This window comes from Flavonifractor sp. An112 (assembly GCF_904377885.1).
Taxonomy (GTDB): domain Bacteria; phylum Bacillota; class Clostridia; order Oscillospirales; family Oscillospiraceae; genus Flavonifractor; species Flavonifractor avicola.
The window spans coordinates 1-26,976 of the sequence record NZ_CAJFGT010000001.1 but is presented as its reverse complement, the minus strand read 5'-3'; the positions used below and the strand labels follow the sequence as shown (position 1 = coordinate 26,976).

21 protein-coding genes and 1 tRNA gene are annotated in these 26,976 nt (G+C 60.4%); 11 read left to right on the top strand and 11 right to left on the bottom strand.

The features are described from left to right. Window positions 1–106: 106 nt before the first annotated feature. From IHN22_RS00110 to IHN22_RS00090, 5 genes are all read right to left on the bottom strand, one after another. Window positions 107–1,351, bottom strand: a complete 1,245-nt coding sequence (locus IHN22_RS00110) for a S1C family serine protease (RefSeq protein ID WP_191432964.1) — start codon at window positions 1,349–1,351, stop codon at window positions 107–109. 15 nt (window positions 1,352–1,366) lie between these two features. Next, on the bottom strand, window positions 1,367–2,824 hold the full coding sequence (locus tag IHN22_RS00105) for a sensor histidine kinase (RefSeq protein ID WP_087269729.1): 1,458 nt from the start codon (window positions 2,822–2,824) through the stop codon (window positions 1,367–1,369). Then, window positions 2,821–3,516 (bottom strand): response regulator transcription factor, encoded by a 696-nt coding sequence (locus IHN22_RS00100; RefSeq protein WP_087188851.1) that lies wholly within the window; start codon window positions 3,514–3,516, stop codon window positions 2,821–2,823. The genes IHN22_RS00105 and IHN22_RS00100 overlap by 4 nt, the downstream gene beginning before the upstream one ends. Before the next feature lie 133 nt (window positions 3,517–3,649). After that, window positions 3,650–4,825, bottom strand: coding sequence for a cation diffusion facilitator family transporter (locus tag IHN22_RS00095; protein WP_191432963.1), 1,176 nt, complete (start codon window positions 4,823–4,825; stop codon window positions 3,650–3,652). 138 nt (window positions 4,826–4,963) lie between these two features. Next, window positions 4,964–5,755, bottom strand: coding sequence for a sensor histidine kinase (locus IHN22_RS00090; protein ID WP_087188849.1), 792 nt, complete (start codon window positions 5,753–5,755; stop codon window positions 4,964–4,966). Between the two features lie 259 nt (window positions 5,756–6,014). Between IHN22_RS00090 and gap the strand changes: the two genes are divergently transcribed. Continuing rightward, window positions 6,015–7,028, top strand: a complete 1,014-nt coding sequence (gene gap / locus IHN22_RS00085) for a type I glyceraldehyde-3-phosphate dehydrogenase (protein ID WP_087188848.1) — start codon at window positions 6,015–6,017, stop codon at window positions 7,026–7,028. Window positions 7,029–7,106: 78 nt separating this feature from the next. Here gap and IHN22_RS00080 read toward each other — a convergent pair whose 3' ends face one another. Continuing rightward, the gene (locus IHN22_RS00080) at window positions 7,107–7,946 is read right to left on the bottom strand and encodes a pyridoxamine kinase (protein ID WP_191432962.1); all 840 of its coding nucleotides are present in this window, start codon (window positions 7,944–7,946) and stop codon (window positions 7,107–7,109) included. Window positions 7,947–8,067: 121 nt separating this feature from the next. On the opposite strand from IHN22_RS00080, the gene IHN22_RS00075 reads away from it, so the two are divergent. The 5 genes from IHN22_RS00075 to IHN22_RS00055 all read left to right on the top strand — a co-directional run bounded on the left by IHN22_RS00075 (window position 8,068) and on the right by IHN22_RS00055 (window position 14,267). Continuing rightward, a tRNA-Leu gene (locus IHN22_RS00075) sits at window positions 8,068–8,152 on the top strand. A gap of 74 nt (window positions 8,153–8,226) precedes the next feature. Beyond that, the gene (locus IHN22_RS00070; protein WP_087269716.1) at window positions 8,227–9,528 is read left to right on the top strand and encodes a M18 family aminopeptidase; all 1,302 of its coding nucleotides are present in this window, start codon (window positions 8,227–8,229) and stop codon (window positions 9,526–9,528) included. Between the two features lie 175 nt (window positions 9,529–9,703). Beyond that, window positions 9,704–10,405 carry an ABC transporter ATP-binding protein gene (locus IHN22_RS00065; protein ID WP_087188845.1) on the top strand — a complete coding sequence of 234 codons (702 nt, stop codon included), beginning with the start codon at window positions 9,704–9,706 and terminating at the stop codon, window positions 10,403–10,405. A 1-nt stretch (window position 10,406) separates the two neighbouring features. Continuing rightward, entirely contained in the window at window positions 10,407–12,716 is a 2,310-nt protein-coding gene (locus IHN22_RS00060) for an ABC transporter permease (RefSeq protein ID WP_191432961.1), read from the top strand. Window positions 12,717–12,734: 18 nt separating this feature from the next. Beyond that, a complete protein-coding gene (locus IHN22_RS00055; protein ID WP_191432960.1) occupies window positions 12,735–14,267 on the top strand; it encodes an efflux RND transporter periplasmic adaptor subunit in 1,533 nt (510 codons plus the stop codon). 50 nt (window positions 14,268–14,317) lie between these two features. Here IHN22_RS00055 and IHN22_RS00050 read toward each other — a convergent pair whose 3' ends face one another. The 3 genes from IHN22_RS00050 to IHN22_RS00040 form a co-directional block, all read right to left on the bottom strand. Continuing rightward, window positions 14,318–15,637 (bottom strand): hypothetical protein, encoded by a 1,320-nt coding sequence (locus IHN22_RS00050; protein WP_191432959.1) that lies wholly within the window; start codon window positions 15,635–15,637, stop codon window positions 14,318–14,320. Further along, complete coding sequence (locus IHN22_RS00045; protein ID WP_191432958.1) at window positions 15,634–16,101, bottom strand: RNA polymerase sigma factor; 468 nt, start codon at window positions 16,099–16,101, stop codon at window positions 15,634–15,636. The genes IHN22_RS00050 and IHN22_RS00045 overlap by 4 nt, the downstream gene beginning before the upstream one ends. A gap of 114 nt (window positions 16,102–16,215) precedes the next feature. Continuing rightward, the gene (locus IHN22_RS00040) at window positions 16,216–17,688 is read right to left on the bottom strand and encodes a carbon starvation CstA family protein (RefSeq protein ID WP_191432957.1); all 1,473 of its coding nucleotides are present in this window, start codon (window positions 17,686–17,688) and stop codon (window positions 16,216–16,218) included. A gap of 375 nt (window positions 17,689–18,063) precedes the next feature. On the opposite strand from IHN22_RS00040, the gene IHN22_RS00035 reads away from it, so the two are divergent. The 5 genes from IHN22_RS00035 to IHN22_RS00015 all read left to right on the top strand — a co-directional run bounded on the left by IHN22_RS00035 (window position 18,064) and on the right by IHN22_RS00015 (window position 23,747). Then, complete coding sequence (locus tag IHN22_RS00035; RefSeq protein ID WP_087188840.1) at window positions 18,064–18,852, top strand: NYN domain-containing protein; 789 nt, start codon at window positions 18,064–18,066, stop codon at window positions 18,850–18,852. Window positions 18,853–19,255: 403 nt separating this feature from the next. Further along, on the top strand, window positions 19,256–20,548 hold the full coding sequence (locus tag IHN22_RS00030; RefSeq protein ID WP_087388721.1) for a UDP-N-acetylglucosamine 1-carboxyvinyltransferase: 1,293 nt from the start codon (window positions 19,256–19,258) through the stop codon (window positions 20,546–20,548). Between the two features lie 65 nt (window positions 20,549–20,613). Then, window positions 20,614–21,402 carry an MBL fold metallo-hydrolase gene (locus IHN22_RS00025; RefSeq protein WP_191432956.1) on the top strand — a complete coding sequence of 263 codons (789 nt, stop codon included), beginning with the start codon at window positions 20,614–20,616 and terminating at the stop codon, window positions 21,400–21,402. After that, complete coding sequence (gene rlmH, locus IHN22_RS00020; RefSeq protein WP_191432955.1) at window positions 21,399–21,887, top strand: 23S rRNA (pseudouridine(1915)-N(3))-methyltransferase RlmH; 489 nt, start codon at window positions 21,399–21,401, stop codon at window positions 21,885–21,887. Before IHN22_RS00025 ends, rlmH begins: the two co-directional genes overlap by 4 nt. Window positions 21,888–22,019: 132 nt before the next feature. Continuing rightward, window positions 22,020–23,747 (top strand): phospho-sugar mutase, encoded by a 1,728-nt coding sequence (locus tag IHN22_RS00015; RefSeq protein ID WP_191432954.1) that lies wholly within the window; start codon window positions 22,020–22,022, stop codon window positions 23,745–23,747. A gap of 53 nt (window positions 23,748–23,800) precedes the next feature. On the opposite strand, the gene IHN22_RS00010 is transcribed toward IHN22_RS00015, so the two are convergent. Both IHN22_RS00010 and IHN22_RS00005 read right to left on the bottom strand, forming a co-directional pair. Next, entirely contained in the window at window positions 23,801–26,173 is a 2,373-nt protein-coding gene (locus IHN22_RS00010; protein ID WP_191432953.1) for an S-layer homology domain-containing protein, read from the bottom strand. A 12-nt stretch (window positions 26,174–26,185) separates the two neighbouring features. Continuing rightward, a partial coding sequence (locus IHN22_RS00005; RefSeq protein WP_191432952.1) for an ABC transporter permease occupies window positions 26,186–26,976 on the bottom strand: 791 nt, incomplete at its 5' end.

The following is a 26,976-nucleotide window of genomic DNA, read 5'->3' as shown; positions in this document are numbered from 1 at the left end:
CACAGCTCACAGGAAGGACAAGTGCGATCCACGTCACCATTCAATCCATTCTTCTGTGTAATATTGGGCGTCTCCTAACGGAGACGCCCGTTTCTTCTGTCTTTGTTCAGGGAACATACTGTTCCATCAGGGTCACATCCCGCTCCAGGTATCCGCCGCTCCGCCACAGGCGGAAGTGGATCACATCGCCCGCTTCCATGCCTTCCTTCAATGCCAGCAGCTCCTCAATGGTGGTGATGCTCTGTCCATTGGCCTCCACGATCACGTCGCCGGGAAAAACACCCTGCTTTTTGGCGTCGGAGTCCTGCTGTACACTTTTCACATAGACCCCCAGCGGCAGGTCATATTCCTCCGCCATCTCTTCGGTAACTGTGTAGCAGGTGATACCGATGGAAGGCTCCCCGCTGACGTAGCCCTGGTGGATGAGATCGTCCACCACCGTCTTGACGGTAGTGGTGGGGATGGCAAAGCCCAGACCCTCCACCGTATCGTCATAGGCGGACATCTTCATATTGGTGATCCCCACCACCTGGCCGTATTCATTGATGAGGGCGCCTCCCGAATTGCCCGAGTTGAGGGCGGCGGTGGTCTGGATGAGCACCATACTGTACCCGTCCACATCCACATCCCGGTTGATGGCGGAGATGATGCCGTCGGTCATGGTGCCCCGCAGCTCCTGGCCCAGGGGATTGCCGATGGCAACCACCGTATCCCCCACCTGCAGCTCGTCGGAATTGCCGAACACAGCAGGATGCAGGTTCTGCGCGTCGATCTTGAGCACGGCCAGATCGGTGGGCACATCCATCCCCACCAGCAGAGCCTCATAGCTGCTGTCGTCCTGGAGAACCACCTCCACGGAACTGCAGCCCTCGATGACGTGGGTATTGGTAATAATGTAGCCGTCGGCAGACAGCACCACACCGGTGCCGAAGGAGTAGGACGTCCCCGCGTCGCCCCAGATGGACACGATGGACTGGATGTTTTCCTGGTAGATGGTCTGGAGCGTATGGGCCTGCGTCTGAGGCTGGGGCGTCAACGTCAGGGTCACATCGTCCCCCAAGGGGGCCCGCTCCACGGTGGTCTCTCCGGCCTCCTCGTCCTCCCAATCCCAGGTATCGCCCCAGTCATAGGGGGTGTTTTCGGGGGATTTATCACCAGAGTGGAATAAATCCTCCCGGGGGGACAGGGAATCACCCACCCAGCGCAGCACTACCGCCGCGACCATCAGCAGAGCCAGGACGCAGCAGAAGAGCACCACAGCCTTCCCCGGCCCTCTCCGGCCCGGACGCCGCCGGCGGCCCTGGTCCTCCGGCGGATAGACCCGGTTCTGGTCGTAATAGTAGCCGTGCATGGCTCCCTCCTGTCCTTATGCCAGGGTCAACGTAAAGTTGAACTCGGTCACACCGTCCTGGCTGGTCACTGTAATATTTTCCTTGTGGTTGTTCAGAATGGTCTTGACGATATACAAGCCCAGGCCCACGCCTTCCCGGTCCACACTGCGGGATTTGTCACTCTTGTGGAACCGGTCGAAAATCATGGCCAACTCATCCGGCGGGATGGTCTGCCCGGTGTTGCGTACCGCCACATGGGCCTTTCCGCCTTTGGTGGTGATGGAGATGCCCATGGTGCTCCCTTCATTGGAGAACTTGATGGCGTTATCCAGCAGGTTATAGCACACCTGAGTGATGGCGTCCGGATCGCCCCACACCATCACCGCCCCGTCGGGCAGCTGGGTGTCCACATCCAGATGCCGGGCATTGATCTTGGTCTCCAGGCTCACCAGCACCCGCAGCATGATCTCGGAGACGTCAAACTGCTCCTGGGCAGTGACATTTTCCGCCGACTGGAGCCGGGACAGGTCCAGCATCCGCCGCACCAGCCGGGACAGGCGCCGGGTCTCGGAGGAGATGGTCTGGAGGGCAGCCCGCTCCCGCTCCGGCGGGATGGTGCCATCCAGAATGCCGTCGGAAAAGCCGGCGATGGTAGTCATGGGAGTCTTTAACTCATGGGAGATGTTGGCCACAAACTCGGACCGCCGCTCCTCACTCTTGGAGATGGAGTCGGCCATGGCATTAAAGGCCTCGGCCAGCTCTCCCACCTCGTCCCGCCGGTCCTCATAGCCCTTGACCCGCAGCTCATACTCGCCGTGGCCAAACTTTCTGGCGATCTCGGCGATCTCCTTCAACGGTTTGGTCTGCTTGAGAGAGGTCACAGAGCTGGTCAGGAAGGCAATGCACAGCACCACCACCGCGGTAAAGAAGAAGATGGTGGTAAAGGCCCGCCACAGTTCGGTGAGGCTGGAGGCCTCCGCCGCCACATAGGCCACACCCACCATGGTCTTGACCACCTGGCCGCTGCTGCGGTCCAGTGTCTCCACCACAATGGGCGTACCGGCCACATAGCGCTTTTCAGAGAAGAACCCGCCCAGGGTGCTCATACCGGTATATCCCCCAGACTGGGTCACCTGCTCCACTACGGTGCGGGGCAGATAGCGTCCGCCCAGGGTGTTGTAGCCCTGAACCGTTACGCCGTCGGTGGATACCACCATCTCGCCATCCGCCTCCGTGATGAGTACCACGGCGTCGGAGATCTGGGCGATGGTGGCGATCATGGTAATGTAGACGTCATCCTCCACACCCAGCCCCAGAGCCCGGGACTTGGACGTGAAGTTGGCCACATAATCGGCGTTGCGCTCCATGGATTCTTTGGTCTGACGGATGGTGTACTGATAGGACAGAGTAAAGAACGCCACACCCAACAAAGCAAAGGACACCAGGATCATACCGGCTGTCAGGATAAACTGCCGCTTATACAGGCTTCTCATGAGGCCGTCACAACCTCGAATTTATATCCTACGCCCCACACGGTCTTGAGGCTCCACTGGCTGCTGACGCCCTCCAGCTTCTCCCGCAGGCGCTTGATGTGTACGTCCACGGTACGGGAGTCTCCGAAGTAATCGAAGCCCCACACCTCATCCAGCAGCTGGTTGCGGGTAAACACCCGGTTGGGGGAGGCAGCCAGATGGTACAAAAGCTCCAGCTCCTTGGGGGGCGTGTCCACCCGCTTGCCGTCCACCAGCAGCTCATAGGAATCCAGGTTGATGACCAGTTTGTCAAAGGAGAGTTTCTTCTCTCCCCCTCCGTTTTCGTCACCGCCGAACCGGCGCATCACCGCGTGGATGCGGGCCAGCACTTCCTTCATCTCAAAGGGCTTGACAATGTAATCGTCGGCGCCCCCCTCCAGGCCCGCCACCTTGTCCTGGGTCTCGCCCTTGGCGGTGAGCATGATCACGGGGGTCTTGTCATTCTCCCGGATCTTTTTCAGCACCGACCAGCCGTCCATAACGGGCAGCATAATGTCCAGCAGAACCAGGTCAGGCCGGAAGGAGCGGAACAGTTCCACACCCTTGCCGCCGTCGCCGGCTACCGCTGTTTCGAACCCCTCCTTCTCCAGATAGAGATGGAGCAGTTCAGCAATGTTGGAGTCGTCTTCCACGATGAGGACTTTCTTGGCCATAGTACACCGTCCTTTTCAGACTAATCAAATGGTATTCTTCCGGTACGTCCGTTTATACCTGGGCGTCTGTATCGCACTTATCATTATTATACACGCTCACCTGCCCTGTGGGGTGAACAATTTGTAAATCGCCTTATCTTGCCCCCACATAGGACCGATCCAGCTGGAGCACCACATAGCAGCCGGGCACCACCTGCTCTGCCGCCTCGGTAATGCGTCTGCGAATCTCCTCATCGCTGAGACGGCAGCGGTGGGGGACCACCACATCAAAGATCAGATTGGAGTGTCGGGGACCACGGGTCAGGCGGAAGTCGTGGATGCTCATATCTGGGTCGATCTCCCGGACCAGCTCGCTCACCTGCTCCCGCAGACGGACCACCTCACTGTCTCCGGTAGCAATGGGGTCCATGTGGGCGGTGGTCTCAATTCCGAATTTCTCCTGGATCTCCCGCTCGATGTGATCGATGGCATCGTGGGCCTCCATGATGTCGTCTCCCTCCGGCACCTCGGCGTGGAAGGAGCACATCCGACGGCCCGGTCCGTAGTCATGGATCACCAGATCGTGCATCCCCACCACCTGCTCGTGGGACAGAACCAGCTGCTGGATGGCCTTCACCAGCTCCGGGTCGGGGGCGGTGCCCAGCAGGGGATTCAGGGTATCCTTGGCGGCGCCCCAGCCGGCCCGCAGGATAAAGACTGCCACCACCACGCCGATCCAGCCGTCGATGCTCACATGGGCAAAGTGGCCAATCAGGGTGCCCGCCAGCACGGCGGAGGTGGCCACCACATCGGACAGGGAGTCGGTGGCAGTGGCCTGCATGGCCGCCGAGTGGATGCGCTTGCCCAGCTTCCGGTTGAAAAGACTCATCCACAGCTTGATCAGGATAGAGCAAACCAGAATACCCACCGACAGGATGGAAAAGGCCACTTCCTCCGGCTGGATGATCTTCTCAATGGAGGTCTTGCCCAGCTCCACACCTACCATTAATATCAGCAGGGACACCAGCAGTCCCGCCAGATACTCAATGCGGCCGTGGCCAAAGGGGTGGCCGTCATCAGCCTTCTGCCCTGCCAGCTTGAAGCCCACCAGGGTCACCACTGAGGAACCTGCGTCGGACAGGTTGTTGAAGGCGTCGGCAGTGACAGCGATGGAGCCGGTGACCACGCCGGCAAAAAACTTGCCCAGCGACAACAGCAGGTTGAGAAAAATACCCACTCCGCCGGACAGTACACCGTAGCGCTCCCGCACCGCCGGGTCCTGTACCTGCTGATAATCTCGTACAAAATGCCGGATCAGAAAATCCGTCATATACGCTCACTCCAAACCAAAAAACAAGATTCTTATTATTATCCCACGGAAGACCGGTAACGTCAAGTTCCATACCGCTTTCCTTGGAATAGAAAAAGAGCGCTGCGCCAAGCGCCGCGCTCTTTTTTCATTTGTATCTTACTCCAGGTCAGCGGGTAAAAAAGCCTCGTAGGGCAATACGGCGGACAGCTCCACCATCAGATCGGAGAAACCACCCGACCGATCCCAGTCTGTCCGCGGGGTACGCAGCACCGCGCCCCCCTCCGGCGGCCGGATGGGCAGAGAGACCACCGCCCGGGACCCCCGGTCCTCCCGCTGCTCAAATACGATAGCCCCGCCGTGGAGGGCGGCGATCCGCCGGGCCACCCGCAGGCCAAGGCCCAGGCCGTCGGGCCGGTGGAGCAGCTCCTGCTCTTTCTCCTCCTCCGGCGGCAGCAAACCGGGGCCGTCGTCCCATACGGTAAGCACCGCCCGGTCCTGGCGCACCGCCAGGCGCAGTCCGGTATGCCCCCCTTTTCCGGCCGCCCGAAAGGCATTGGAAATGAGGCCCAGCAGCATCCGCCGCAGCTGGGGGCCGTCCCCGGTGGTGATGAGGCTGCCCCGCTCCTCCTCATAAGAGAACTCCAGGCCCGCCTGTCCCGCCAGGGAGGCCACCTGCTCTCCAAGGCCGCGGCACAGCCCGGCAAGGTCCAGACTGGTCCGGGTCACTGTCAATTCGTCCTCCGGCAGCTGGAGATATTCCAGATTGCCCAGCATCCGCATCATGCGGTACATACTCTGGTGGAGGATGGCCAGGTAGGGCTCACATTGGCGCCCTCCCTTCTCCTGTACCACCGGCGTCAGCAGCTGCACCGCCGCCGCCAGATTGTTCATCTGCTCCCGGAACTGCTCCACCAGCAGCAGCCCCAGATCCTCGGAAACAGGCTCCATGGGCCTCCCTCCTCCTCTCAGCTCCCAAAACACGGTAAAGTCAAAGTCAGTATAGCAAATATTTTGTCGAATCTCAAGGAATACGGTCGTATTACATCGAAACCGCCACGTTTACCGATAACCGCCATATAAATTTATACAGTTTCCCCAGTAAGTTTTGCATTTTTCCTCTTTTCATTCCCGGCAGATTAGTCTATAATGTAGTCGCGCCAAAGAAAGATGTATTAAGAGGCTATTTAGAACAAAGGAGAGATTCACTATGAGCATTAAAGTGGGTATTAACGGTTTTGGCCGTATCGGCCGTCTGGTGTTCCGCGCCGGCATCAACCGCTCTGACATCGAGTTCGTGGGTATCAACGATCCCTTCATGACCCCCGACTACATGGCTTATATGCTCCGTTACGATACCATGCACGGTCAGTTCGACGGCACCATCGAGTACACCGATGACGCCATCATTGTCAACGGCAAGACCGTGAAGTTCTTTGCCTGCATGGACCCCAAGGACATTCCCTGGGGCGAGGTGGGTGCTGAGTACGTCGTGGAGTCCACCGGCGTGTTCCTGACCCAGGAGAAGGCCCAGGCTCACATCGACGCCGGTGCCAAGAAGGTCGTTATGTCCGCTCCTTCCAAGGACTCCACCCCCATGTTCGTGATGGGCGTCAACCACAACACCTACACTTCCGACATGAAGTTCGTGTCCAACGCTTCCTGCACCACCAACTGCCTGGCTCCTATCGCCAAGGTGCTGCATGACAACTGGGGCATCACCGATGGCCTGATGACCACCGTTCACTCCACCACCGCTACCCAGAAGACCGTCGACGGCCCCTCCAAGAAGGACTGGCGTGGTGGCCGCGCTGCTGCCGGCAACATCATCCCCTCCTCCACCGGCGCCGCCAAGGCCGTGGGCAAGGTTATCCCCGAGCTGAACGGCAAGCTGACCGGTATGTCCATGCGTGTTCCCACCCTGGACGTGTCCGTGGTTGACCTGACTGTCAACCTGGCCAAGCCCGCCAAGTACGACGAGATCTGCGCCGCCATGAAGGCCGCTTCCGAGGGCGAGCTGAAGGGTATCCTGGGCTACACTGAGGACGCCGTTGTTTCCTCCGACTTCCTGGGCGACACCCGTACCTCCATCTTCGACGCCGGCGCCGGTATCGCTCTGACCGACACCTTCGTGAAGGTCGTGTCCTGGTACGACAACGAGATCGGTTACTCCAACAAGGTCCTGGACCTCATCGCTCATATGTATTCCGTGGACCACAAGTAAGTTACTTGAATCCAAAAAAGGGACGCTGCATCAGCAGCGTCCCTTTTTTATCTTTGTCTCTCTGATGTTAGGCGGCGTTTACACCAGTTCCTTCAGCAAGGGCTCAAACTGGACCCCTTCCAAAGGCTGGGTACCTATCTCCAGGGTGCAAGCCACGCAGCGCTGGACAAAGTCCACCGCCTGCCGCACCGATCCGGGCAGCTCGTCTCCCCGCATCAGCGCCCCCAGCAGCACGCTGGCAAAGAGGTCACCGGTGCCGGGGAAATGGGCGGGCTCCTGGTGGGCCATGGCAAAGCCGGTGGTGCCGGTGATGCGGTCAAAATAGCCCGCACCAATCTGTCCCTCCGTCAGGCTCACACCGGTGAGCACCACCGAACGTTTGCCGTCCAGACTCAGCCGCTCCAACCAGTTCCGGATGCCCGTCTCCTCCGTGGGACGGTTGGCGTAGTCCTCGTCCAGCAGCAGGGCGGCCTCGGTCCAGTTGGGGGTGATGCAGTCGGCCTGGTCAGCCAGCTGACGCATTTTAGCGCACAGGTCTGGGGTACAGGTGCGGTAAGGCTTGCCGTGGTCTCCCATCACCGGGTCCACCAGCACCCGGGTGTGTTCTCCCCGGAACTGCTGATAGAATCTCTCAATGATCCGGATCTGGTCCGCTGAGCCCAGGAAACCACTGTAGATGGCGTCAAAGGTCACGCCCAGCTCGGCCCAATGGGCCGTGGTCCCCTCCATCTGGCCGGTCAGGTCCAGAAAGGTGGCTTTATCGCTGGGCGGGAAAGCGGTATGGGCAGAGAGGCTGGCGGTAAGCAGGGGGCAGCACTGGCTGCCCATAGCGGATAGCACCGGCAGCACCACCGTCAATGAGCAGCGGCCAAAGCCCGAAATATCCTGTATGGCAGCAATCCGGGGTGCAATTTCCATGGTATGGTTCCTCCTTTGGGCTGCATATGCCATTTCATTATAATGCCTTCCTGTCCCTGCCGCAACCCCCTGTCGGAATTGACATTTTCCCTCGCGGATGCTAAACTAGTGGACACAACAGGCGGGCATGATGGAATTGGTAGACATGCGAGATTTAGGTTCTCGTGCTTCACGGCGTTGGGGTTCGAGTCCCCATGCCCGCACCACGCTGCCGCGGACGTTGCCACGTTCGCGGCTTTTTATCATATCTTTGGATCTTTCACCCAGGAGGTTACCAAATATGGATACCCTGCATCAACTGATGAATTTTATTTCCCGCAGCCCCAGCCCCTACCACGCCGTGGGCAGCGCCGCCGCCCTGCTGGAGGAGGCCGGCTTCACTCGCCTGGAGGAGTGCGCGTCCTGGACCCTGGAGTGGGGCAAAGGCTATTACACCACCCGCAACCAGAGCAGCCTCATCGCCTTCCGGCTGCCTAAAACCGCTCTCACCGGCTGGCGGATGACTGCCGCCCACAGCGACTCCCCCACCTTTTATATTAAGGGCGACGTGCTGGAGGGGGACAAGCGCTACCTCCGCCTGTCTGCTGAGGGCTACGGCGGCATGAACTGCGCCTCCTGGCTGGACCGGCCCCTCACTGTGGCAGGCCGAGCCATTGTCAAAACCGCCCAGGGCGTGGAGAGCCGTCTGGTCTACCTGGACCGGGACCTGCTCACCATCCCCAGCCTGGCCATCCATCAGCAGCGGGATGTGAACCGGGGCCATGACTACAACGCCCAGAAGGATATGCAGCCCCTGTACGGCCTGGCGGGCAGCCCCTCCCTCACCCAGCTGGTGGCCCAGGAGCTGAACGTGAATCCCGAGGACATTCTCTCTAACGATCTCACCCTCTGCCCCCGACAGCAGCCAGTGGTGCTGGGCCCCGCCGGGGAACTGTTCCAGGCCCCCCGCATTGACGATCTGGGCTGCGCCTACGCCACCCTGGAGGGCCTGCTCACCGCCGCCCCTCAGGACAAGCTGGGTCAGGTCTACTGTCTTTTTGACAACGAGGAGGTGGGCAGCGGCACCCGGCAGGGAGCCCTCAGCTCCTTCCTGCCCGATGTGCTCTCCCGCATTGCCCATGTCCTGAAGCTGGACGACCAGCAGGTGCGGCAGGCTCTGACCGGCAGTATGCTCCTCAGCGCCGACAATGGCCACGCCGTCCACCCCAACTTCACCGAGAAGGCCGATCCCGCCAACAAGGTCTACCCCAACGGCGGCGTGGTCATCAAGCTGTCCGCCAACCAGAAGTACACCACCACCGGCCTCACCGCCGGTCTGTTCAAAGCCGTCTGCCAGCAGGCCGGAGTGCCGGTGCAGATCTTTGCCAACCGGGCCGACGAGCCCGGCGGCTCCACCCTGGGCAATCTGCTCAGCCAGGCCGTCAGCATCCCCATGGTGGACATCGGAATGGCCCAGCTGGCCATGCACTCTGCCGTGGAGACCGCCGGCAGTCAGGACCCGGCCTACATGGCCAAAGCCTGCGCCGCCTTCTTCCAGGCCGGCTTTGCGCCCATCGCCGACGGCATCTATCAATTTGCATAATACCAAATCATCTGCGGTTACTTCGGAAACCGCAGATGATTTTTTATTCAGCCTTTCCCCCAGGGATTGAGAAAGCAAATATGCCGTGTTATAATATAGCATAATAGCACAAATAATTTCTCTAATTCCACCGATATCCGTATTTTTTAACCAATTTCAGGGAGGTGTCGTCCCTATGGCAGGCGTTCGGCTGGAGCACGTGTCCCGGGAATATATCATGGGCAAAACGGTGATCAAAGCGGTGGACGACATCAGCTTTACCATCCCCGAGGGCAAATACACCATTATTCTGGGGGCTAGCGGCGCCGGTAAATCCACGGTCCTCAACATTTTGGGCGGCATGGACTCCCCCACCGGCGGCAAGGTCTTTGTCAACGAGAAAGAGATCTCCGGGTTCAACAAGAAGCAGCTCACCCAGTACCGCCGGGAGAGCATCGGCTTTGTGTTCCAGTTCTACAACCTGATGCCTAACCTGACCGTGGAGGAAAATGTGGAACTGGCCAGCCAGATCTGCCCCAACCCTCTGGACACTCGGGAGGTACTGCGTATGGTGGGTCTGGACGAGCGGCGGCGGAATTTCCCCGCCCAGTGCTCCGGCGGCGAGCAGCAGCGGGGCGCCATCGCCCGTGCCCTGGCCAAAAATCCCGATGTGCTGCTGTGCGACGAGCCCACCGGTGCCCTGGATTATGTGACAGGCAAATCCATCCTGGCCCTGCTGTACGACCTGTGCAAGCAGAGCAAAAAGACGGTGGTAGTGGTCACCCACAACGGCGCTCTGGCTCCTACCGCCGACGTACTGATCCGCATGAAGAGCGGCAAGATCGAATCCTTTGAAGAGAATCCCAACCCGGTGCCCGTACAGGAACTGGAGTGGTAGCATGATCTGGAAAAACTTTTTCCGCGACCTGCGGCGCACCGCCTCCCGGCTGATCTCGGTGAGCATCATCACCATGATCGCCGTGGTGGTGTATACCGGCCTCAGCGGCATCATTTACAATGTAGACCGGCTGATGGGCGACTACTACGACACCCAAAATGTGGCCGATTACTGGATCTCCGGTGCCGGCCTGGATCAGGGGGACTGCCGGGATCTGTCGTCCATTGCGGGCATTACCGGTGTGCAGCCCCGGGTGGTGCTGGATGCCGAGGACCGCTATGACAGCGATCTGACCCTCACCCTCTACGGTGTGGCCAATTTTTCCATCAATACTCCTTATATTGTGGAAGGCTCCCTGCCCCAAAACAGCCGGGAAATCTTCCTCAGCGACCAGTACGCAGCCGCCCACGGTCTGGAGGTGGGTGACTGGTACGAGATCACCCTCACCGGCCTGGGGATCCACCTGCGGCTCCAGATCTGCGGTGTGGGCAAGGACCCGGAGTGCCTCTACAACATCAACGCCACCAATCCCTCCCCCGACTTGTCCCGTTTCGCCTTCGCCTATGTGGACGAGGAGGTCCTCAGCGGGGTGATGGGAGCCAATCAATATACCCAGATCTGTATCACCACCGCCGATGACATTCCCGCCTCTGCCATCCGGGAAGCCATCGATGATGCGCTGGGCAACAAAGTGGTCAACATCCTGGCGCTGAAGGACAACCAGCCCGCCTATTCCCTGATGGAAGGCAAAGACAACCTGGTACCCATCCTCACCTTCTTCCCCACCCTGTTTTTCCTGTGCGCGGTGCTGATGATGGTGAGTACCATGAACCGGCTCATTGAAAATGCCCGTATGGACATTGGTACCTTCAAGGCGCTGGGCTATGATGACCGCACGATCCTGATCTACTATCTGCTCCATGCCCTGCTGGTGGTGATCATAGGGTTTCCCATCGGCGCGTTGCTGGGCAAATACATCTCCCAGCTTATCGTGTGGACCATTGCCACCGGCTGCGACCTGCCCCCCTACACCATTGTCCACGATTTCTCCGCCTGGGGCCAGGCGGCAGGTCTTACCGCCCTGTGCTGCCTGGGCAGCGCCTGGCTGGTGGCCCGCTCCCTGTTAAAGGAAAGTCCCGCCCAGTGTATGCGCCCCAAGCCCCCCAAAAACGCCAAGACCGTTCTGTTGGAACGGGTGGGTCCTCTGTGGCGGCGGCTGGGCTTTAACAGCAAGTACATCATCCGCAACACCTTCCGCAACAAGGTGCGGATGCTCACCTGTGTGGTGGGTATCGCCTTCTGTATGGCCCTGGTGTTCATGGCCTTTGCCATCAAGGACTCCATGGATGCCTACTCCGACGCCCTGGCCAAAAATCAAAACAAGTATGACGTAATGGCCAGTCTGAACAGCTCAGTCACCGAGGCCCAGTACAGCCGGTTGACCAACGCCCCCGGCGTCACCGGGGCAGAACTGGAGATGACCACCGCCTGTTGGATGTATACCGACGATCAGCGGACCACCTCCACATTGACGGTAACCGAGGATACCGTCTCCCTTCACCTGTATGATCCCTATGCCACCGGGTCCCTCACCCTGCCGGAGGACGGGGTGGTGCTGGAAAAGCTGCTGGCTGACGATCTGGGGGTGGAGGAGGGCGATATCATTACCCTTCGTTTTACCGGTGACAACCATTACTATACGTTAAGGGTCGCAGAGGTAAACCGCTGTGTCAGCGGCGCCTATGTCAGCCGCAGTCTGTGGCGGGAGCTGGGCAAGTCCTATACGCCCACCACCGCCTATCTCACCACCCAGGATGCCGCCGCACTGGAAACAGAACTGGACCGGTACGACTTTGTGGACGGCTGGCAGAGCCGGGAGGCAGTGACTGCTGCCGCGGTGGAGAAGATGACCAACACCTCCATGGTGGTGTACATCCTCATTCTCTTTGGCGGCGGGCTGGCCTGCATCGTCATCTATAACTTAGGCATCATGAGCTTCTATGAACAGATCCGCAGCCTGGCCACCCTGATGGTCCTGGGCTTTTACGAAAAAGAGATCAAAAAATTGCAGCTGAGCGAAAACCTGATTTTCGCCGGAGCCGGTATCCTGTGCGGCATTCCTCTGGGCATTGCCCTGGATCGGTTCCTGATCCTCTCCATCACCGCCATGCCTCTGGAGGTGATCATCACCCCCATGGCCATCGGCCTGTCATGCGCGGTCACCATGATCTTCGCCCTGGGCGTCAATGTGATCATCGGGCGAAAAATGCGGGAGATCGATATGCTGGGCGCACTGAAAAGCGTGGAATAGCACACGGGGGTGTTTCTTATGAAAGTTGTGTATTGGCGGCGGGGCACGGCTCTTCTGTCTGTGCTGGGCCTGCTTCTGCTAAGCAGCTGCTCCGGCTCCGGCCAGGACGAGTATCGCACCGTCCAGCCTGATACCGGCCCGGTGGAGTACCGGGTGGAGGATACCGGCACTGTGACCTATGCCGACAACTATACCATCGTCCCCACTGTCAGCGGTACCGTGACGGAGTGTACCTTCCAGGAGGGGGACACCGTAACGGCAGGTCAGACCCTGTACACCATTGACTCCGATGCCCTGGAGGATCAGATCGTCCAGGCCCAACTGTCGGTGGACAGCGCCCAGGTGGCCCTGGAGCAAACGGTGGCCTCTCTGGGGCAGGCCAAGGTCAGTCTGTCCCAGGCCCAGGCCGCCTGCGCTGACCTGACGGTGGTCTCTCACGCCTCCGGCTCGGTGACAGCGGTCAACGTCCATGTGGGGGATTTCATCTCCTCCGGCACGCCGGTGGCCCAGGTGGTGGACAGCGTAAATCTGAAACTTACCGTCCCATTCGCCCTGGAGGACGCCAAGGCCCTGACACCGGGTGCTGCTGCTGTGATCTCCTTCCCCGGCAAGGCGGACACCCTCACCGGCACGGTGGTACGGGTCTATGACACACCAGTGGCCCTCAGCGGCAGCCGCACCGGCGTCAACGTGGAATTCTCCTTCCGCAATCCCGGCACCCTGGCCAGCGGCTCCACCGCCATGGCTTCGGTAAACGGGGTGATGTGCATGGAGACAGGTACCATCTCCTACACCACCGAACAGTCCATCTACGCCGGTCAGTCGGGTCAGGTGCTTACCCTCTCCATCCAGGTGGGTGAGACAGTCACCGCCGGGCAGACGGTGCTCACCCTGAAAAATGACAGCCTGACCAACGCCGTGGACAACGCCCAGCTCCAGGTAGACAACGCCCAGCTCCAGGTGGACGCCGCCCAGGTTCAAGTGGACTCGGCTCAGGCCAGCCTGGACCAACTTACCGATCAGCGGGAGGACTACACCATCACCGCTCCGGCGGACGGGGTCATCCTCTCCCGCACTTCCAAGGAAGGGGATCTGGCCTCCGCCGGCAGCCCCATGGCGGTGCTGGCCCAGCCTGAAGCCCTGTGCGTCCACGCCAGTATTGACGAGCAGTACATCGACCGGGTGGGTACCGGCCAGAGCGTATCCATCACCTTCACCACCGACACCGGGGAGCAGCGCACCTACACCGGCTCGGTGCGGCGGGTGGAGGACACCGGCGTCACCTCCGGCGGCGTCACCGACTACACCGTGGAGATCGCCCTGGACAACACCGACGGCCTGCGGGACGGCATGAACGTGTCGGTGTCCATTCTCACCGAGGGGAAGGAGAATTGCCTCCGTGTGCCCGTCAAGGCGGTGGACGGCGACACCGTCCAGGTGCTGCGCAACGGCAAGACCGAGACCGTCACCGTGGAGACCGGTCTCTGGGGCAGCGACTATGTAGAGATCCTGTCCGGGATCACGGAGGAGGACACCATCGTGCTTCCGTAAACAGAACAGCGCCTGCCGCGGCAGCGGCAGGCGCTTCTTTTCTCCAGATCTTAATCCAGGCTCCATTCTCCCTGGCAGCTGTTCACAAAGGCGGCGGCCTGCTCCGGGTCCAGGCCCTTGATACTATAGGTGACAGCCACCGTGGGTTCCCCGTTGCGGAAATAGTGAACAGTAAAGGATTCGTATCGCCAGCCTGGGGTATCCCCCAGGTCATCGTCCACATAGCGGCCGAACCGCTGCTCCATTGCCTGGGGCGTGATCTCGTCCGGCAGCACGTCCGTGTCCAGCTGCTCACCGGTGTTGGAGTCCAGCAGCAGGGCTGCCTTCACGCTCACAGTGTCATATCCCCGGCACCACAGGATGCTCAAACTGTCCTCCACCTCGTCGAAATGCCAGTGGGCGCTTTCAAAGGTAAAGCCGTCGGGCAGGGCCGACCGGTCGGGCAGATAAGCGGCCAGCTCCTGCTGATAGGCCTCGCCCAGGGTCAGCTCCCCGCTGCCGTAGAGTCGGGCGGTACCCAGGTCCATATGCTGCCCGCCGGCGGGGGTAGTCAGGCCGTCGGCGGTAAATCCCTTGTGACCCACCACCAGATTGGTCAGCCAGGCGGCGATCCCCTCGTCTTTGCTGGTACAGGTAAAGTTCACCCCTATGGCGCCGTCAAAATAATCGGCATGGTAGGTGTATTCCTTGGTGTCGTCCCCATCCCGGTCATAATAGAGGGAATAGGTGGTCACCTTCATTCCGTCCACAGTCTCCACGCTGGCATCGTCATAGACCAGGTCACGGAAGGGTTCCCGGCCGGGCCACAGCTCCAGATACAGGGTATCCTCTCCCCGCTGACCGATGATCTCGATCCGCCAGGGGTTCCCCTCCCCGTCGTAGATCACCATGCCGCCCAGGCCGAAGCCGGTCCAATCTAACTGCCAAGGTACCTGATCGGTCCCCCCCAACACGTTGATGATCTCCTGGGCGGACAACAGCTCCATGAACCACCCCTCCGGATAGGCGTAGTCGCCTATCACGACGTCCGAGCCGGTACAGTCGGGGTAATGGTAATCATACCCGGGTACATTGGGGAAGCTGTGGGGCTGTCCTCCGAAGGCATCCTCCACCACCAGGGCATAGCCCCGCTCCGGGATGGTCTGTGTCACGGCAGGCGTGGCCGCTACCCCCGCCGTGGAGTCCGGCCCGGCCAGACTTCTCCCCTGCCACAGCTGCCAGCCGCCTGCCGCCGCCACCAGACAGCAGGCCGCCAGAACGCCCGCCGCCAAAGCGGGACGGGCCCGACGGGGCCGCTTTCCCTCCAACACCCGGTCCGCCAGGGATTCCGGAGCGGAGATGCGATCCATATAATTACGATATCGGTTCATTGCATTTCTCCTTTCAGCAGGTCCCCCAGCTTTGCCCTGGCCCGGGTGAGCCGGGAGCGGACGGTACCCTCCCGCCAGCCGGTCATTTCGGCGATTTCCGCGGTCTGATATCCTTCATAATAATAGAGGTGGAGCACCGCCCGGTCCCTGGCGGGCAGTGCCCCGATGGCCTCCATCAGGCTCTGCTCCTCCGGTCCGGCCGCGGGGTAGGTGTCCAGCAGCGGAGCGGTGCGCCGCCGCCAGGGTGAGCGCAGGCGGCTTTTGCAGCCGTTGACGGTGACCCGCAGCAGCCAGGCCTTCTCATGGGCGGGGCTTTCAAACTCCGGCCCCTTCTCCAGGCAGCGCAGGAAGGCGTCCTGCACCGCGTCCTCCGCCTCATGGGCATCCCCAAGAATGGCCAAGGCAGCCCGGTACAGGGTATTTTGATGGATCTGGATCAGTGCTTCCAACCGGTTGGGGTCCATAGTTTCCTCTCCCCCTTTCACCCTATATACGTTTTCAGGTGTTGTTTTGCTGCAAAGAATGCAAAAAAAGATCCGGAGGAAAATCCCTCCGGATCTTTATTATACAGGAAGAACTCAATGGGCGGCAACCGTGCTCACGTCGTCCTTGCCCACAATCAGAGTGCGCCAGATGAAGATACCCAGGAACACAGCGGCCACCACGATACCCACCGGGTACGCAATGGAGGTGGACAGGTTCAGGCACTCGGGGGCCTGGATGAAGTAGGTCACAGACACCGCGGACATAAAGGTGGCGGGCAGAGCCGCAATGAAGCAGGCCTTGGGCGGATAACCGTATCTGTGCAGGAACACAGCGCCAGTCCACAGCACAATCATAGCCAGCGTCTGGTTGGCCCAGGAGAAGTAGCGCCACAGCACATCCCAGGGCAGCGCCAGGGCAATAACGGCGCCTACACCCAGCAGCGGGACGGACAGAGCGGCACGGGGACCCACCTTGGACTGGTCGATGTGGAACCAGTCGGCGATGGTCAGACGGGCAGCACGATAAGCGGTGTCGCCGGAGGTGATGGGGCAGGCGATCACGCCGATCATGGCCAGGATGCCGCCCACGGTGCCCAGCAGGCCGGTGGAGATCTCAAAGACCACACCGCCGGAGCCGCCGGCGGCGATGGCGTTGGTCAGGCCAGTCATGCCGTCCAGCAGAGAGCCGTGATTGGTGTAATAGGTAACGCCGGCGGCAGCCCAGATCAGGGCGATGATGCCCTCGGCCACCATGGCGCCGTAGAAGATGGTGCGGCCCTGCTTCTCGCTGGTGATGCAGCGGGCCATCATGGGGGACTGGGTGGCATGGAAGCCGGAGATGGCGCCGCAGGCCACAGTCACAAACATCATAGCCCACTTGGGCAGTCCGCCGGGATGAGCGGTGGTCAGGCTGGCAATGGACAGCTCCGGCATATCCCCGCCCATCTGGACCAGGATACCGCCGCCGATGCCCAGAGCCATGACAATCAGGCAGATACCGAATACGGGATAGAGCTTGCCGATAATCTTGTCAATGGGCAGGAAGGTGGCAAGCAGGTAGTACACCATGATGACCACCAGCCAAAACATGGTGGACAGGTAGTCAGGGGTCAGCTGAGCCAGCAGGCCGGCAGGGCCCACGGAGAAGTTGACGCCCACCATGACCAGCAGCACCACGGAGAACACGCGCATGATAAAGGTGATGACCTTGCCCATGTACAGGCCAACAACTTCGGAAATGGACTTGCCGTCGTTGCGCTCACTCATCATGCCGGACAGGAAGTCATGCACACCGCCGCCCAGGATGGTACCAAAGACGATCCACAGATAGACCGAGGGACCCCAGCAGGCGCCGGACAGAGCGCCGTAGATGGGACCCAGGCCGGCGATATTCAGCAGCTGGACCAGGAAAATACGCCAGGTTTTCATAGGGACGTAGTCCACCCCGTCAGGATGGGCCACAGCGGGGGTGGGGCGGTCATCAATTCGGAAAATCTTCTCCACCAGCTTGCTGTAGGTAAAGAAGCCTACAATCAGCAAAATCAGGCAAACAAAGAACGTAACCATAAGAACCCTCCTCAAATTGCCTCCGGGCAGAGCCGCGCGCCCCCTGCCGCGAGGGAAAAGCATTGCAGGCGGAGCGATGTCACACAAAACACCGCTTCCGCCTGAAGCGACTACATTATAGTTCCGTCTCTGAAAAAGTCAAGAGGATTGCGCGAAAAATTGCTCAAATTTTTTCTTTTTCCTTCAACTTCAATCATTTTCCTTCCTTACATACTCTAATCTGTATAATATTTCTATCTAATATTCTTGATTCTGCACCTTTTCCAACGGAGGCATATGGTGTATGATAATCTTGTTCTTTCCTCCACCCGGTTTCCAGCGCCATAGGGGGCAGCCGGAGTGGACCGTGTAAGATTCACAGCAAGGAGGACAACTATGTCAGAACAGACCGACCTGCGCCTGGCAGTGCTGATCGACGCAGACAACGCGCCCCGCTCGGCCTTGGGCGACATCATGGCGGAGGTGGCGGTATACGGCACCCCCACCATCAAGCGGATCTACGGAGACTGGACCACCCCCAACCTGGCCTCCTGGAAGGGCCCTCTGCTGGAGAACGCCATCACCCCCATCCAGCAGTACAGCTATACCACCGGCAAGAATGCCACCGACTCGGCTATGATCATCGATGCCATGGACATCCTCTACACCGGCCAGGTGGACGGCTTCGTGCTGGTGAGCAGCGACAGCGATTTCACCCGTCTGGCCGTCCGGCTGCGGGAGGCGGGCAAAAAGGTCTACGGTATGGGAGAGCGGAAAACACCCAATCCCTTTATTGTGGCCTGCGATAAGTTTGTTTACATTGAGGTCATCCGGGCGGCAGCGGAACAGGCCAGGGCGGAGGAAGAAAAACCCAAGGCCCAGAAGCCCCAGAAAAAGAAGGAGGCTCCCGCACAGCCTCCAGAAGCGGAACACAAGGTCCCCCAGGCGGTGGTCAAGCTCATTGCCGAGTCGGTGGATACAATTGCCGATGAGGACGGCTATGCCGCTCTGGGCGAGCTGGGCAATCTGCTGGTGAAAAAGCAGCCCGACTTCGACCCCCGGAACTTCGGTTTTTCCAAGCTGTCCAAGCTGGTCAAATCCCTCTCCCGCTTTGAGGTGGATGTGCGTCCTACCAGCCAGCCCAACGTGACCCACATCCTGGTACGGGATAAACAGAGCAAATAAAGAATGTCATCCATATTCTTCCACGGGAGGCTGCGAAATTCACAGCTTCCCGTGGCTTTTTTTGTGCATTTTTCAGAAAGACAGAAGCAGTCCCATAGGGTATAATATTCCGGACCCAATGCGCCGGGCAGTACGGATCTTTTTTCCGGATTCTGCGTCCGTTTTGTCTGACTCATTGGTATATTTCCCGCATAGCAGGGTAAATTATGATCAAAACATCCCTGTCACAGAGGCATTAAAGAAATGTCTTTGATTTTATGGCAGGTTATGTTATAATGTATACGTATTGGAGCGCTCTGCCGCAGGCAGGCGTTTGCAGATGCTTTATGGTGCCGGTCTGATCCGGCCTTGGATGCCGCCGGCGTGGGTGTGTTCCCCGGCGGAAGGAATAGAGGGTTGCATTTTGACAAAGTATGTGATTCACGGCGGGAAACCGCTTTTTGGAGAGATCGACATCAGCGGCGCAAAAAACGCCGCTGTTGCCATCATCCCCGCCGCCCTGTTGGTGGACGGGGTATGCCGCATTGAAAATCTGCCTCAGATCAGCGATGTAACGCTGCTGCTCAACATTTTGCAGGAACTGGGCGCCGACGTGCGTACGGTCAACCGTACCACCGTGGACGTGGACTGCTCCCACATCCGCAATGCCCGGGTACCTGAGGAGCTGGCCCGCAAGATCCGGGCCTCCTACTACCTGATCGGCGCTCTGCTGGGCCGCTTTGGCTCCGCGGAGGTTCCCCCTCCGGGCGGCTGCGATTTCGGTGGCCGGCCCATTGACCAGCATATCAAGGGTTTTGTGGCCATGGGGGCCAACGTGGACGTCCGGGGCGGCTACATCCATGCCAAGGCTTCCAATGGCCGGATGATGGGCACCCAGATCTATCTGGACATCGTCTCCGTGGGCGCCACCATGAATATCATGCTGGCCGCCGTGCTGGCCGACGGCATGACCATCATTGAAAATGCCGCCAAGGAGCCCCACATTGTGGACCTGGCCAACTTCCTCAACTCCATGGGCGCCGAGATCATGGGCGCCGGCACCGACGTCATCAAGATCCGGGGCGTGGAGCGGCTGACCGGCGGCACCTACTCCATCATTCCCGATCAGATCGAGGCGGGCACCTATATGACCGCCGTGGCTGCCACCGGCGGCGAAGTGCTCATCAAGAACGTGATCCCCAAGCACCTGGAGTGCATCACCGCCAAGCTGCTGGAGATGGGCGTGGACGTGGAGGAGCGGGACGACGCCGTGCTGGTGCGCCGCACCGGCAAGCTGACCCGTACCAACGTCAAGACCCTGCCTTACCCCGGCTTCCCCACCGATATGCAGCCCCAGATCGCCGCTGTCCTCTGTCTGGCTGAGGGCACCAGCGTCATCACCGAGGGCGTGTGGGACAACCGGTTCCGTTATGTGGACGAGTTCCGCCGCATGGGAGCTCAGATCCAGGTGGACGGCAAGATTGCCGTCATTGAGGGCGTGGAGAAGTTTACCGGCGCCCGCATCCAGGCCTGTGACCTGCGGGCAGGCGCGGCCATGGTTATTGCCGGACTGGCTGCCCAGGGCACCACAGAGATCGGCCACATCCACCACATCGAGCGCGGCTATGAGGACATCGTCCGCAAGCTGTCCGGCGTGGGCGCCGACATTCGTGTGGTGGTCACCCCCGACGAGGACAAACAGGCCCAGGTTGGATAATCAACATAAATCTTATGCAGGCGGGGGAACTCCCCCGCCTGTTTTTTCTGGAAAGGAGCGATTTTGTGCTTCAACTGTGTACCCTGGCCAGCGGCTCCAGCGGCAACAGCCTGCTGGTCAGTGACGGTGCCACCCATATCCTGGTGGACGCCGGCATCTCCTGCCGCCGGATCACCACCGCCCTGAAGGGGCTGGGCGTCGACCCCGCCAGCCTGTCCGCCGTACTCATCACCCATGAGCACACCGACCATATCTCCGGTCTCACCACCCTGACCAAACAGCGGAAAGTACCGGTATACGCCAGCCGGGGCACCGGGCGGCAGCTGTGCTACCGCATCGCCTTTCTAGAGGAGGTCCTCCACCCCTTCACGCCGGGGGAGTGCTTCTCCATCGGCTCCATCGACATTGAGACCTTCCCCACCCCTCACGACGCCGCCGAGAGCACCGGCTACGCCCTCTCCGCCGGCGGGCGGAAGGCGGCGGTGGTCACCGACCTGGGCCATGTAACAGAGGCGGTGGAGGCAGGTATTCGAGGCGCCAATCTGCTGGTAGCCGAGGCCAACCACGACGTGGAGTGGCTCCGCTCCGGCCCCTACCCCTACTTTCTCAAGGACCGCATCCTGGGCGACCGGGGCCACCTGTCCAACGAGGCGGGGGCTGCCCTGGTGTGCTCTGCTGTGTCGGCAGGCGCCTCCACCGTGGTACTGGCCCACCTGTCCCACGAGAACAACACCCCGGAGCGGGCCCGGCAGGTGGTGGGGGATTCCCTCACACGCATGGGAGCCGTTCCCGGCCGGGACGTGCTGCTGGAGGTGGCCCCCCGCAGCGAGCCGGGACGGAGGTACACCGTATGAAAGGCGTTTCCATCCATATCATCTGCGTGGGCAAGCTGAAGGAGAAATTCTACATAGACGGAGCGGCGGAATACGTCAAGCGGCTGGGGGGCTACTGCAAGCTCCAGCTCACCGAGCTGCCCGAGGAGCGGCTGCCCCAGAACCCCTCCCGGGCCCAGATTGACGCCGCCCTGGAAAAGGAAGCGGCTGCCGTCACTGCCAAGATTCCCAAGGGCGGGGCGCTGGTGGCCCTGTGCGTGGAGGGCCAGCTTCTCTCCAGCGAGAAACTGGCCGCCCGTCTGGAGGGGTGGACGGGCCAGGGCAAAAACACCCTGACCTTCCTCATCGGCTCCTCCTACGGGATGCACCCCTCCCTGAAAGAAAAGGCCGATCTGCGGCTGTCCATGTCCCCCATGACCTTCCCCCACCACCTGGCCCGGGTCATGCTGCTGGAGCAGATCTACCGCTGCTTCAAGATCGTGGAGGGCTCCGGGTACCACAAGTAAAGAGCAGGAAATTTTTTGCAGCTTACGGCGTAAACTCCCAAAAAACAGGGTAGATATACCGGTCAGTTTGTGCTATAATCACAAGCGCAGAGATGTGCTTTTGCTGAAATTGAGGTATTGGAGGTAATTCCCATGGCTTATCGTGATGTATATGAAAAGTGGCTGAACAGTCCCGCTCTCAGCGAGGCGGAGAAGGAGGAACTGCGTTCCATCTCCGGCGACGAGAAGGAGATCGAAAGCCGCTTTTTTGCTCCTCTGGAGTTTGGTACCGCCGGTCTGCGCGGCACTATGTGCGTGGGCCTGCATCAGATGAATATCCACGTCATCCGTCACGCCACCCAGGCTTTCGCCGAGGTCATCAAGGCTGAGGGCCCCGAGGCGGTGGAGCGTGGCGTGGCTGTGTGCTACGACTGCCGCAACAACTCCGAGACGTTCGCCCGTGAGACCGCCTGTGTCATGGCGGGCAACGGCATCAAGGTCCGCCTGTTTGACGCCATGCGTCCCACCCCTGAGGTGTCCTTTGCCGTCCGGGAGTACCACTGCATCGCCGGCGTCAACGTGACCGCCAGCCACAACCCCAAGGAGTACAACGGCTACAAGGTCTACTGGCAGGACGGCGCTCAGCTGCCCCCCCACCACGCCTCCGCCATTGCCGCCAAGATGGAGGAGCTGGATCTGTTCGACTCCATCCAGCGCATGGACTATGACGAGGCAGTAAAGGCCGGACTCATCACCCTCATGGGCGAGGAGACCGACGAAAAGTTCCTGGCCAATGTGATGGGCCAGGTCAACGACAAGGCCGCTGTGGAGAAGGTAGCCGACACCTTTAAGATGGTATACACCCCCTTCCACGGCACCGGCTACAAGCTGATCCCCGAGGCTCTGAAGCGTCTGGGCATGAAGCACGTCATCTGTGTCCCCGAGCAAATGGTTATTGACGGCAACTTCCCCACCGTGGTCTCCCCCAACCCGGAGAATCCCGAGGGCTTCTACCTGGCTGTGGATCTGGCCAAGAAGGAAGGGGCCGACTTCATCCTGGGCTCCGATCCCGACGCCGACCGCGTGGGCATCATGGTGCGCAACGACCAGGGCGAGTACATCACCATCTCCGGCAACCAGACCGGCGTGCTCCTGCTGGACTACCTGATCGGCGCCAAGCAGCGCACCGGCAAGATGCCGGACAAGCCGGTGGCCCTCAAGACCATCGTCACCACCGAGATGGCCCGCAAGGTGGCTGAAACCAACGGTCTGGCCTGCTATGACACCTTTACCGGCTTCAAGTTCCTGGCCGAGAAGAAGGACAAACTGGAGAACGCCGGCGAGGGCAAGGTGATCTTCGCCTACGAGGAGAGCTATGGCTATATGCTGGGCGACTACGTCCGGGACAAGGACGCCGTCACCGCCGCTCTGGCCCTCACCGAGATGGCCGCCTGGTACGCCGGTCAGGGCATGACCCTGTACGACGCCCTCCAGAAGTGCTATGAGAAGTACGGCTTCTACGGCGAAAAGACCCTGAACCTGGTGATGCCCGGTCTGGACGGGCTGAAGAAGATGGCTGACCTGATGGCCGGTCTGCGGGAGCACCCCCCGGTGGAGATCGCCGGCGTGGCGGTGACCCAGCAGAAGGACTACAAGGACGGCTCCGTGGTCACCGTGGCCGACGGCAGCAAGAGCACCATGGAGCTCTCCGGCTCCAACGTGCTGCGCTACGAGATGGCCGACGGCACCAGCCTCATCGTCCGTCCCTCCGGCACCGAGCCCAAGGTCAAGGTGTATATCCTGGCCAACGGCGCCACCAAGGCGGAGGCCGACGAGAAGGTAGCCAAGTATGCTGCCTGGGCCGAGCGCCTGAAGGGTTGATTTGAAACACAAAAAGCCGCCCCCGCTTCACGCGGGGGCGGCTTTCTTGATGCTTACTGTACCACTACCATACGGACCTTGCCGCCGTCCTCCGGCGTACGGTCGTAGTAGATGGTGATGTTGTCGGAAAAGGCGCGGGCCGCATTGAGGTTATCCATAGCCTCCTCATGCTCTGCAAACCACTTGCCTGTGGTCTTGTTGTAGCACACCACATTGTCCGAGATGGGCAGCACCATGTCGGTGGTGGTCACCGTCTTGGCCTTCATGTCAAAGGCGCTGCGGCGTACGCCGTCCAGTTCCTTCAGGAACACATAACCGGCGATCTTGGCAGGACCATCTTTTAATGTGTTCAGGGAGGCTACCACACCCCCGACCGCATTGCGGGGCACCTCCACGCCGCCCACCAATTCCAGTTTAGTTCCTTCGTCCTTGCCGGAAGTGGTCACAATTACCGTCGAGTTAACGATCTCGCCCAAACTGGAATCTGTTTTCCACGTGCCTTTACTCATAAAGCCGTAGGTATACAGATCGCCGGTCACGTCGTTCAGTACCAGCACATTGTACCGGCCGGCATAGTCCTTGCTGGCATACAGGATCTTGGAGGCGGGTACGCTGACGGCGGTAATCTGGCTGTACTTAACGGGCTGGAGCTTGCTGCTGCCCACCTTCTCGTACACCGCTACGTTGTCAGCCAGGGGTGTGCCGCCCAGAGTACGGGCAGCCACATCCAGCTTGCCGGTAACCCCGCTGGAGGAGCCGCCGGTGAGCCGGGTCAAAGTGAGTTGGCCCTGCTTATTGGAGGAAACGGTGACCAGCTCACCCATCATCTTGGTGGCGCTGTCCTTCCGGTAGGAGGTTTTTCCCTCCACCTTGCCCAGCACACTGTCCAGCAGCTGCACGGTAGCCTTACCGTCCTCGGTGATACTCTCCACATAGCCCACCGCATTGCCCTTGGCTGCAGCAGTGGTAACCACACCGGCAACCTTGCCGTCATTAGTAAGCAGCAGAGTCAGAGTATCGCCAATCTTGAAGTTGCGCAGATCCTCTACCGCACAGGGCAGCACTGGCAGTTCCTTCCCCATGACCCAGATCTTGGCCGGAGTATCGGTATTGGGGTAGACGTTCTCATACATACCGGTGAGCCGCAGGTCCGAGATGTTCATGACCTTAGCGCCGCTGTCATAGGTGGCCACGTCATACTGGCGGATGTCATTGACGGTGGCGGGCATCCCGTTCTTGTAGATCTGGTAATTGCCCTCCCCCTTGGTCAGGGCAGTAAAGGGATTTCCGGAGGGTACGCTCCGGGCCACCATAGCGGTGTCGGAGGCAGAGGCGGAGCGCAGGAACAGATAGCCCACCTTGCCTTCCGCCGTGTAGTAGAAGGTAACGGGGGTGCCCGGCTTCAGATCCTGCCACAGCTCCTCATACACCTTCTTCTCGCCGTCCTGATAGACGGTGGTCTGAGGCGGCAGCTCCAGGGTCTCGCCGCCGGTGAGGCGCGCTTCGTTGTAGGCCCACTCAGCCACATTTGCCGCCCGGCTGGTGATGTTCTCCTTGGGCTGGAAGGCCAGCAGCTTGTCGTTCTTGTCCAGCACCACGTCGCCCTGCATTCCTTCCAGGTTCTCGTCCAGCCCCGCCCGGTCGGTCTTGTAGGTTCCGGTGGTGGTCTTGACCGCAGTGTTGGAGCCGGCCAGGGTGGCGTTCACATCCAGCAGGATACCGCCGTCCTCCACCTTGCAGCCCAGGCCGGTGAGGTAGAGGCTGTCGCTGCCCTTGGTCTTGGCAAAGAGCAGATTGTAGAACAGAATGGCGGCCTGGCCGCGGGAGATGGTGGAGGCTCCGGTCAGGTTCAGTTTATCCAGCAGTCCGGCGGAGCTGGCCAGTCCCATATAGCCGTCGTACCAGTTGAGGCCGCCGGCCACATCGCCGTCGCCGTAGCCCAGCACCCGCATGAGGATGGTGACCGCCTCGCCGCAGGTAATGACCCGGTCAGGCTGGAAGGAACCGTCTCCCACGCCCATGATGAGGCGGGTACCCGCCGTGGAGCTCTCTCCATCGCCGCCGGCGGAGCCGCCCACCGTGATGGAGGCGGCCAGATTGATATAGCCTCTGGCCCAGTGGGTGGAGCTGACGTCGGTAAAGATGGTGCGGCTGCGCTGGGCGGGTTCCTCGTCGCCCCGGCCCATGATCTCCACCGTCATCTTGCAGAATTCACCCCGGGTCAGGGTGCCCTGGGGCCGGAAGGCGCCGCCGCCGGTGCCGTTCACCACGCCCAGCAGCCGCAGCATCTCGGCGGCGTTGGCCTGGTCGGGGTCGGTGATATCGGTAAAGGCCGAGTTGCCGGCCGCGGAGGCGGAGGGCATCACCAGCATACTCACCAGCAGCGCCACCGCCAGCAGGGCGGAAAGCCAAGTTCTCTTTTTCATGATCTCACTCCTTTAGTCTGCCCGCAGGGCCTCCACCGGCTGGAGACCGGAGGCCTTGATGGCAGGATAGAGGCCAAAGGCCACGCCCAGGGCAACGGAGATGAAGAAGGCGCCCACCGTTATCCCGGCGTTTGGTATCAGTATGGTGTGGAAGGACAGCTTCCCCACGATCAGCGTGCCGATATAGCCCACGATGATGCCGAAGATCCCGCCGATGCCGCAGATCATACAGGCCTCGATGAGGAACTGGGCGATGATGCTCTTGCGCTCGGCACCGATGGCCTTGCGGATGCCGATCTCCCGGGTACGCTCGGTGACGGTGACCAGCATGATGTTCATGATGCCGATGCCGCCCACCGCCAGGGAGATGGCGGCAATGCCGCCCAAAAAGCGCTGTTGCATCTTGTCCTGCTCGGCCCCCTCCTCCTGCATCTGGTTGGGGGTGGTGACGCTGTAGTAGCCGCTGTTGGGGTCGATGACCCCCTGGAGGAAGCCCTTCAGCAGGGTAATGGCCCGGGTGGTGGACTCGGAGTCCTTGGCCTTGGCCACAAAGGTATCCATGCTGGTCTGGCCGTTGAGCACCCGGTTCATGGAATAGGGCAGCACAATGTAGCGGTCCATGCCGGTCATGTTGTTGGGGTCCTTCTCGGCATAGACACCGATGACCTCAAAGGGGATGTTGTTGATGGTGATGGTCTGGCCCACCGGGTCCATGTAGTTGAAGAGGGCGTCCGCCATCTTGGAGCCCAGCACGCACACCTGGTTGTAGTTTTTCACGTCCAGGTAGGCGATGTCCCTGCCCT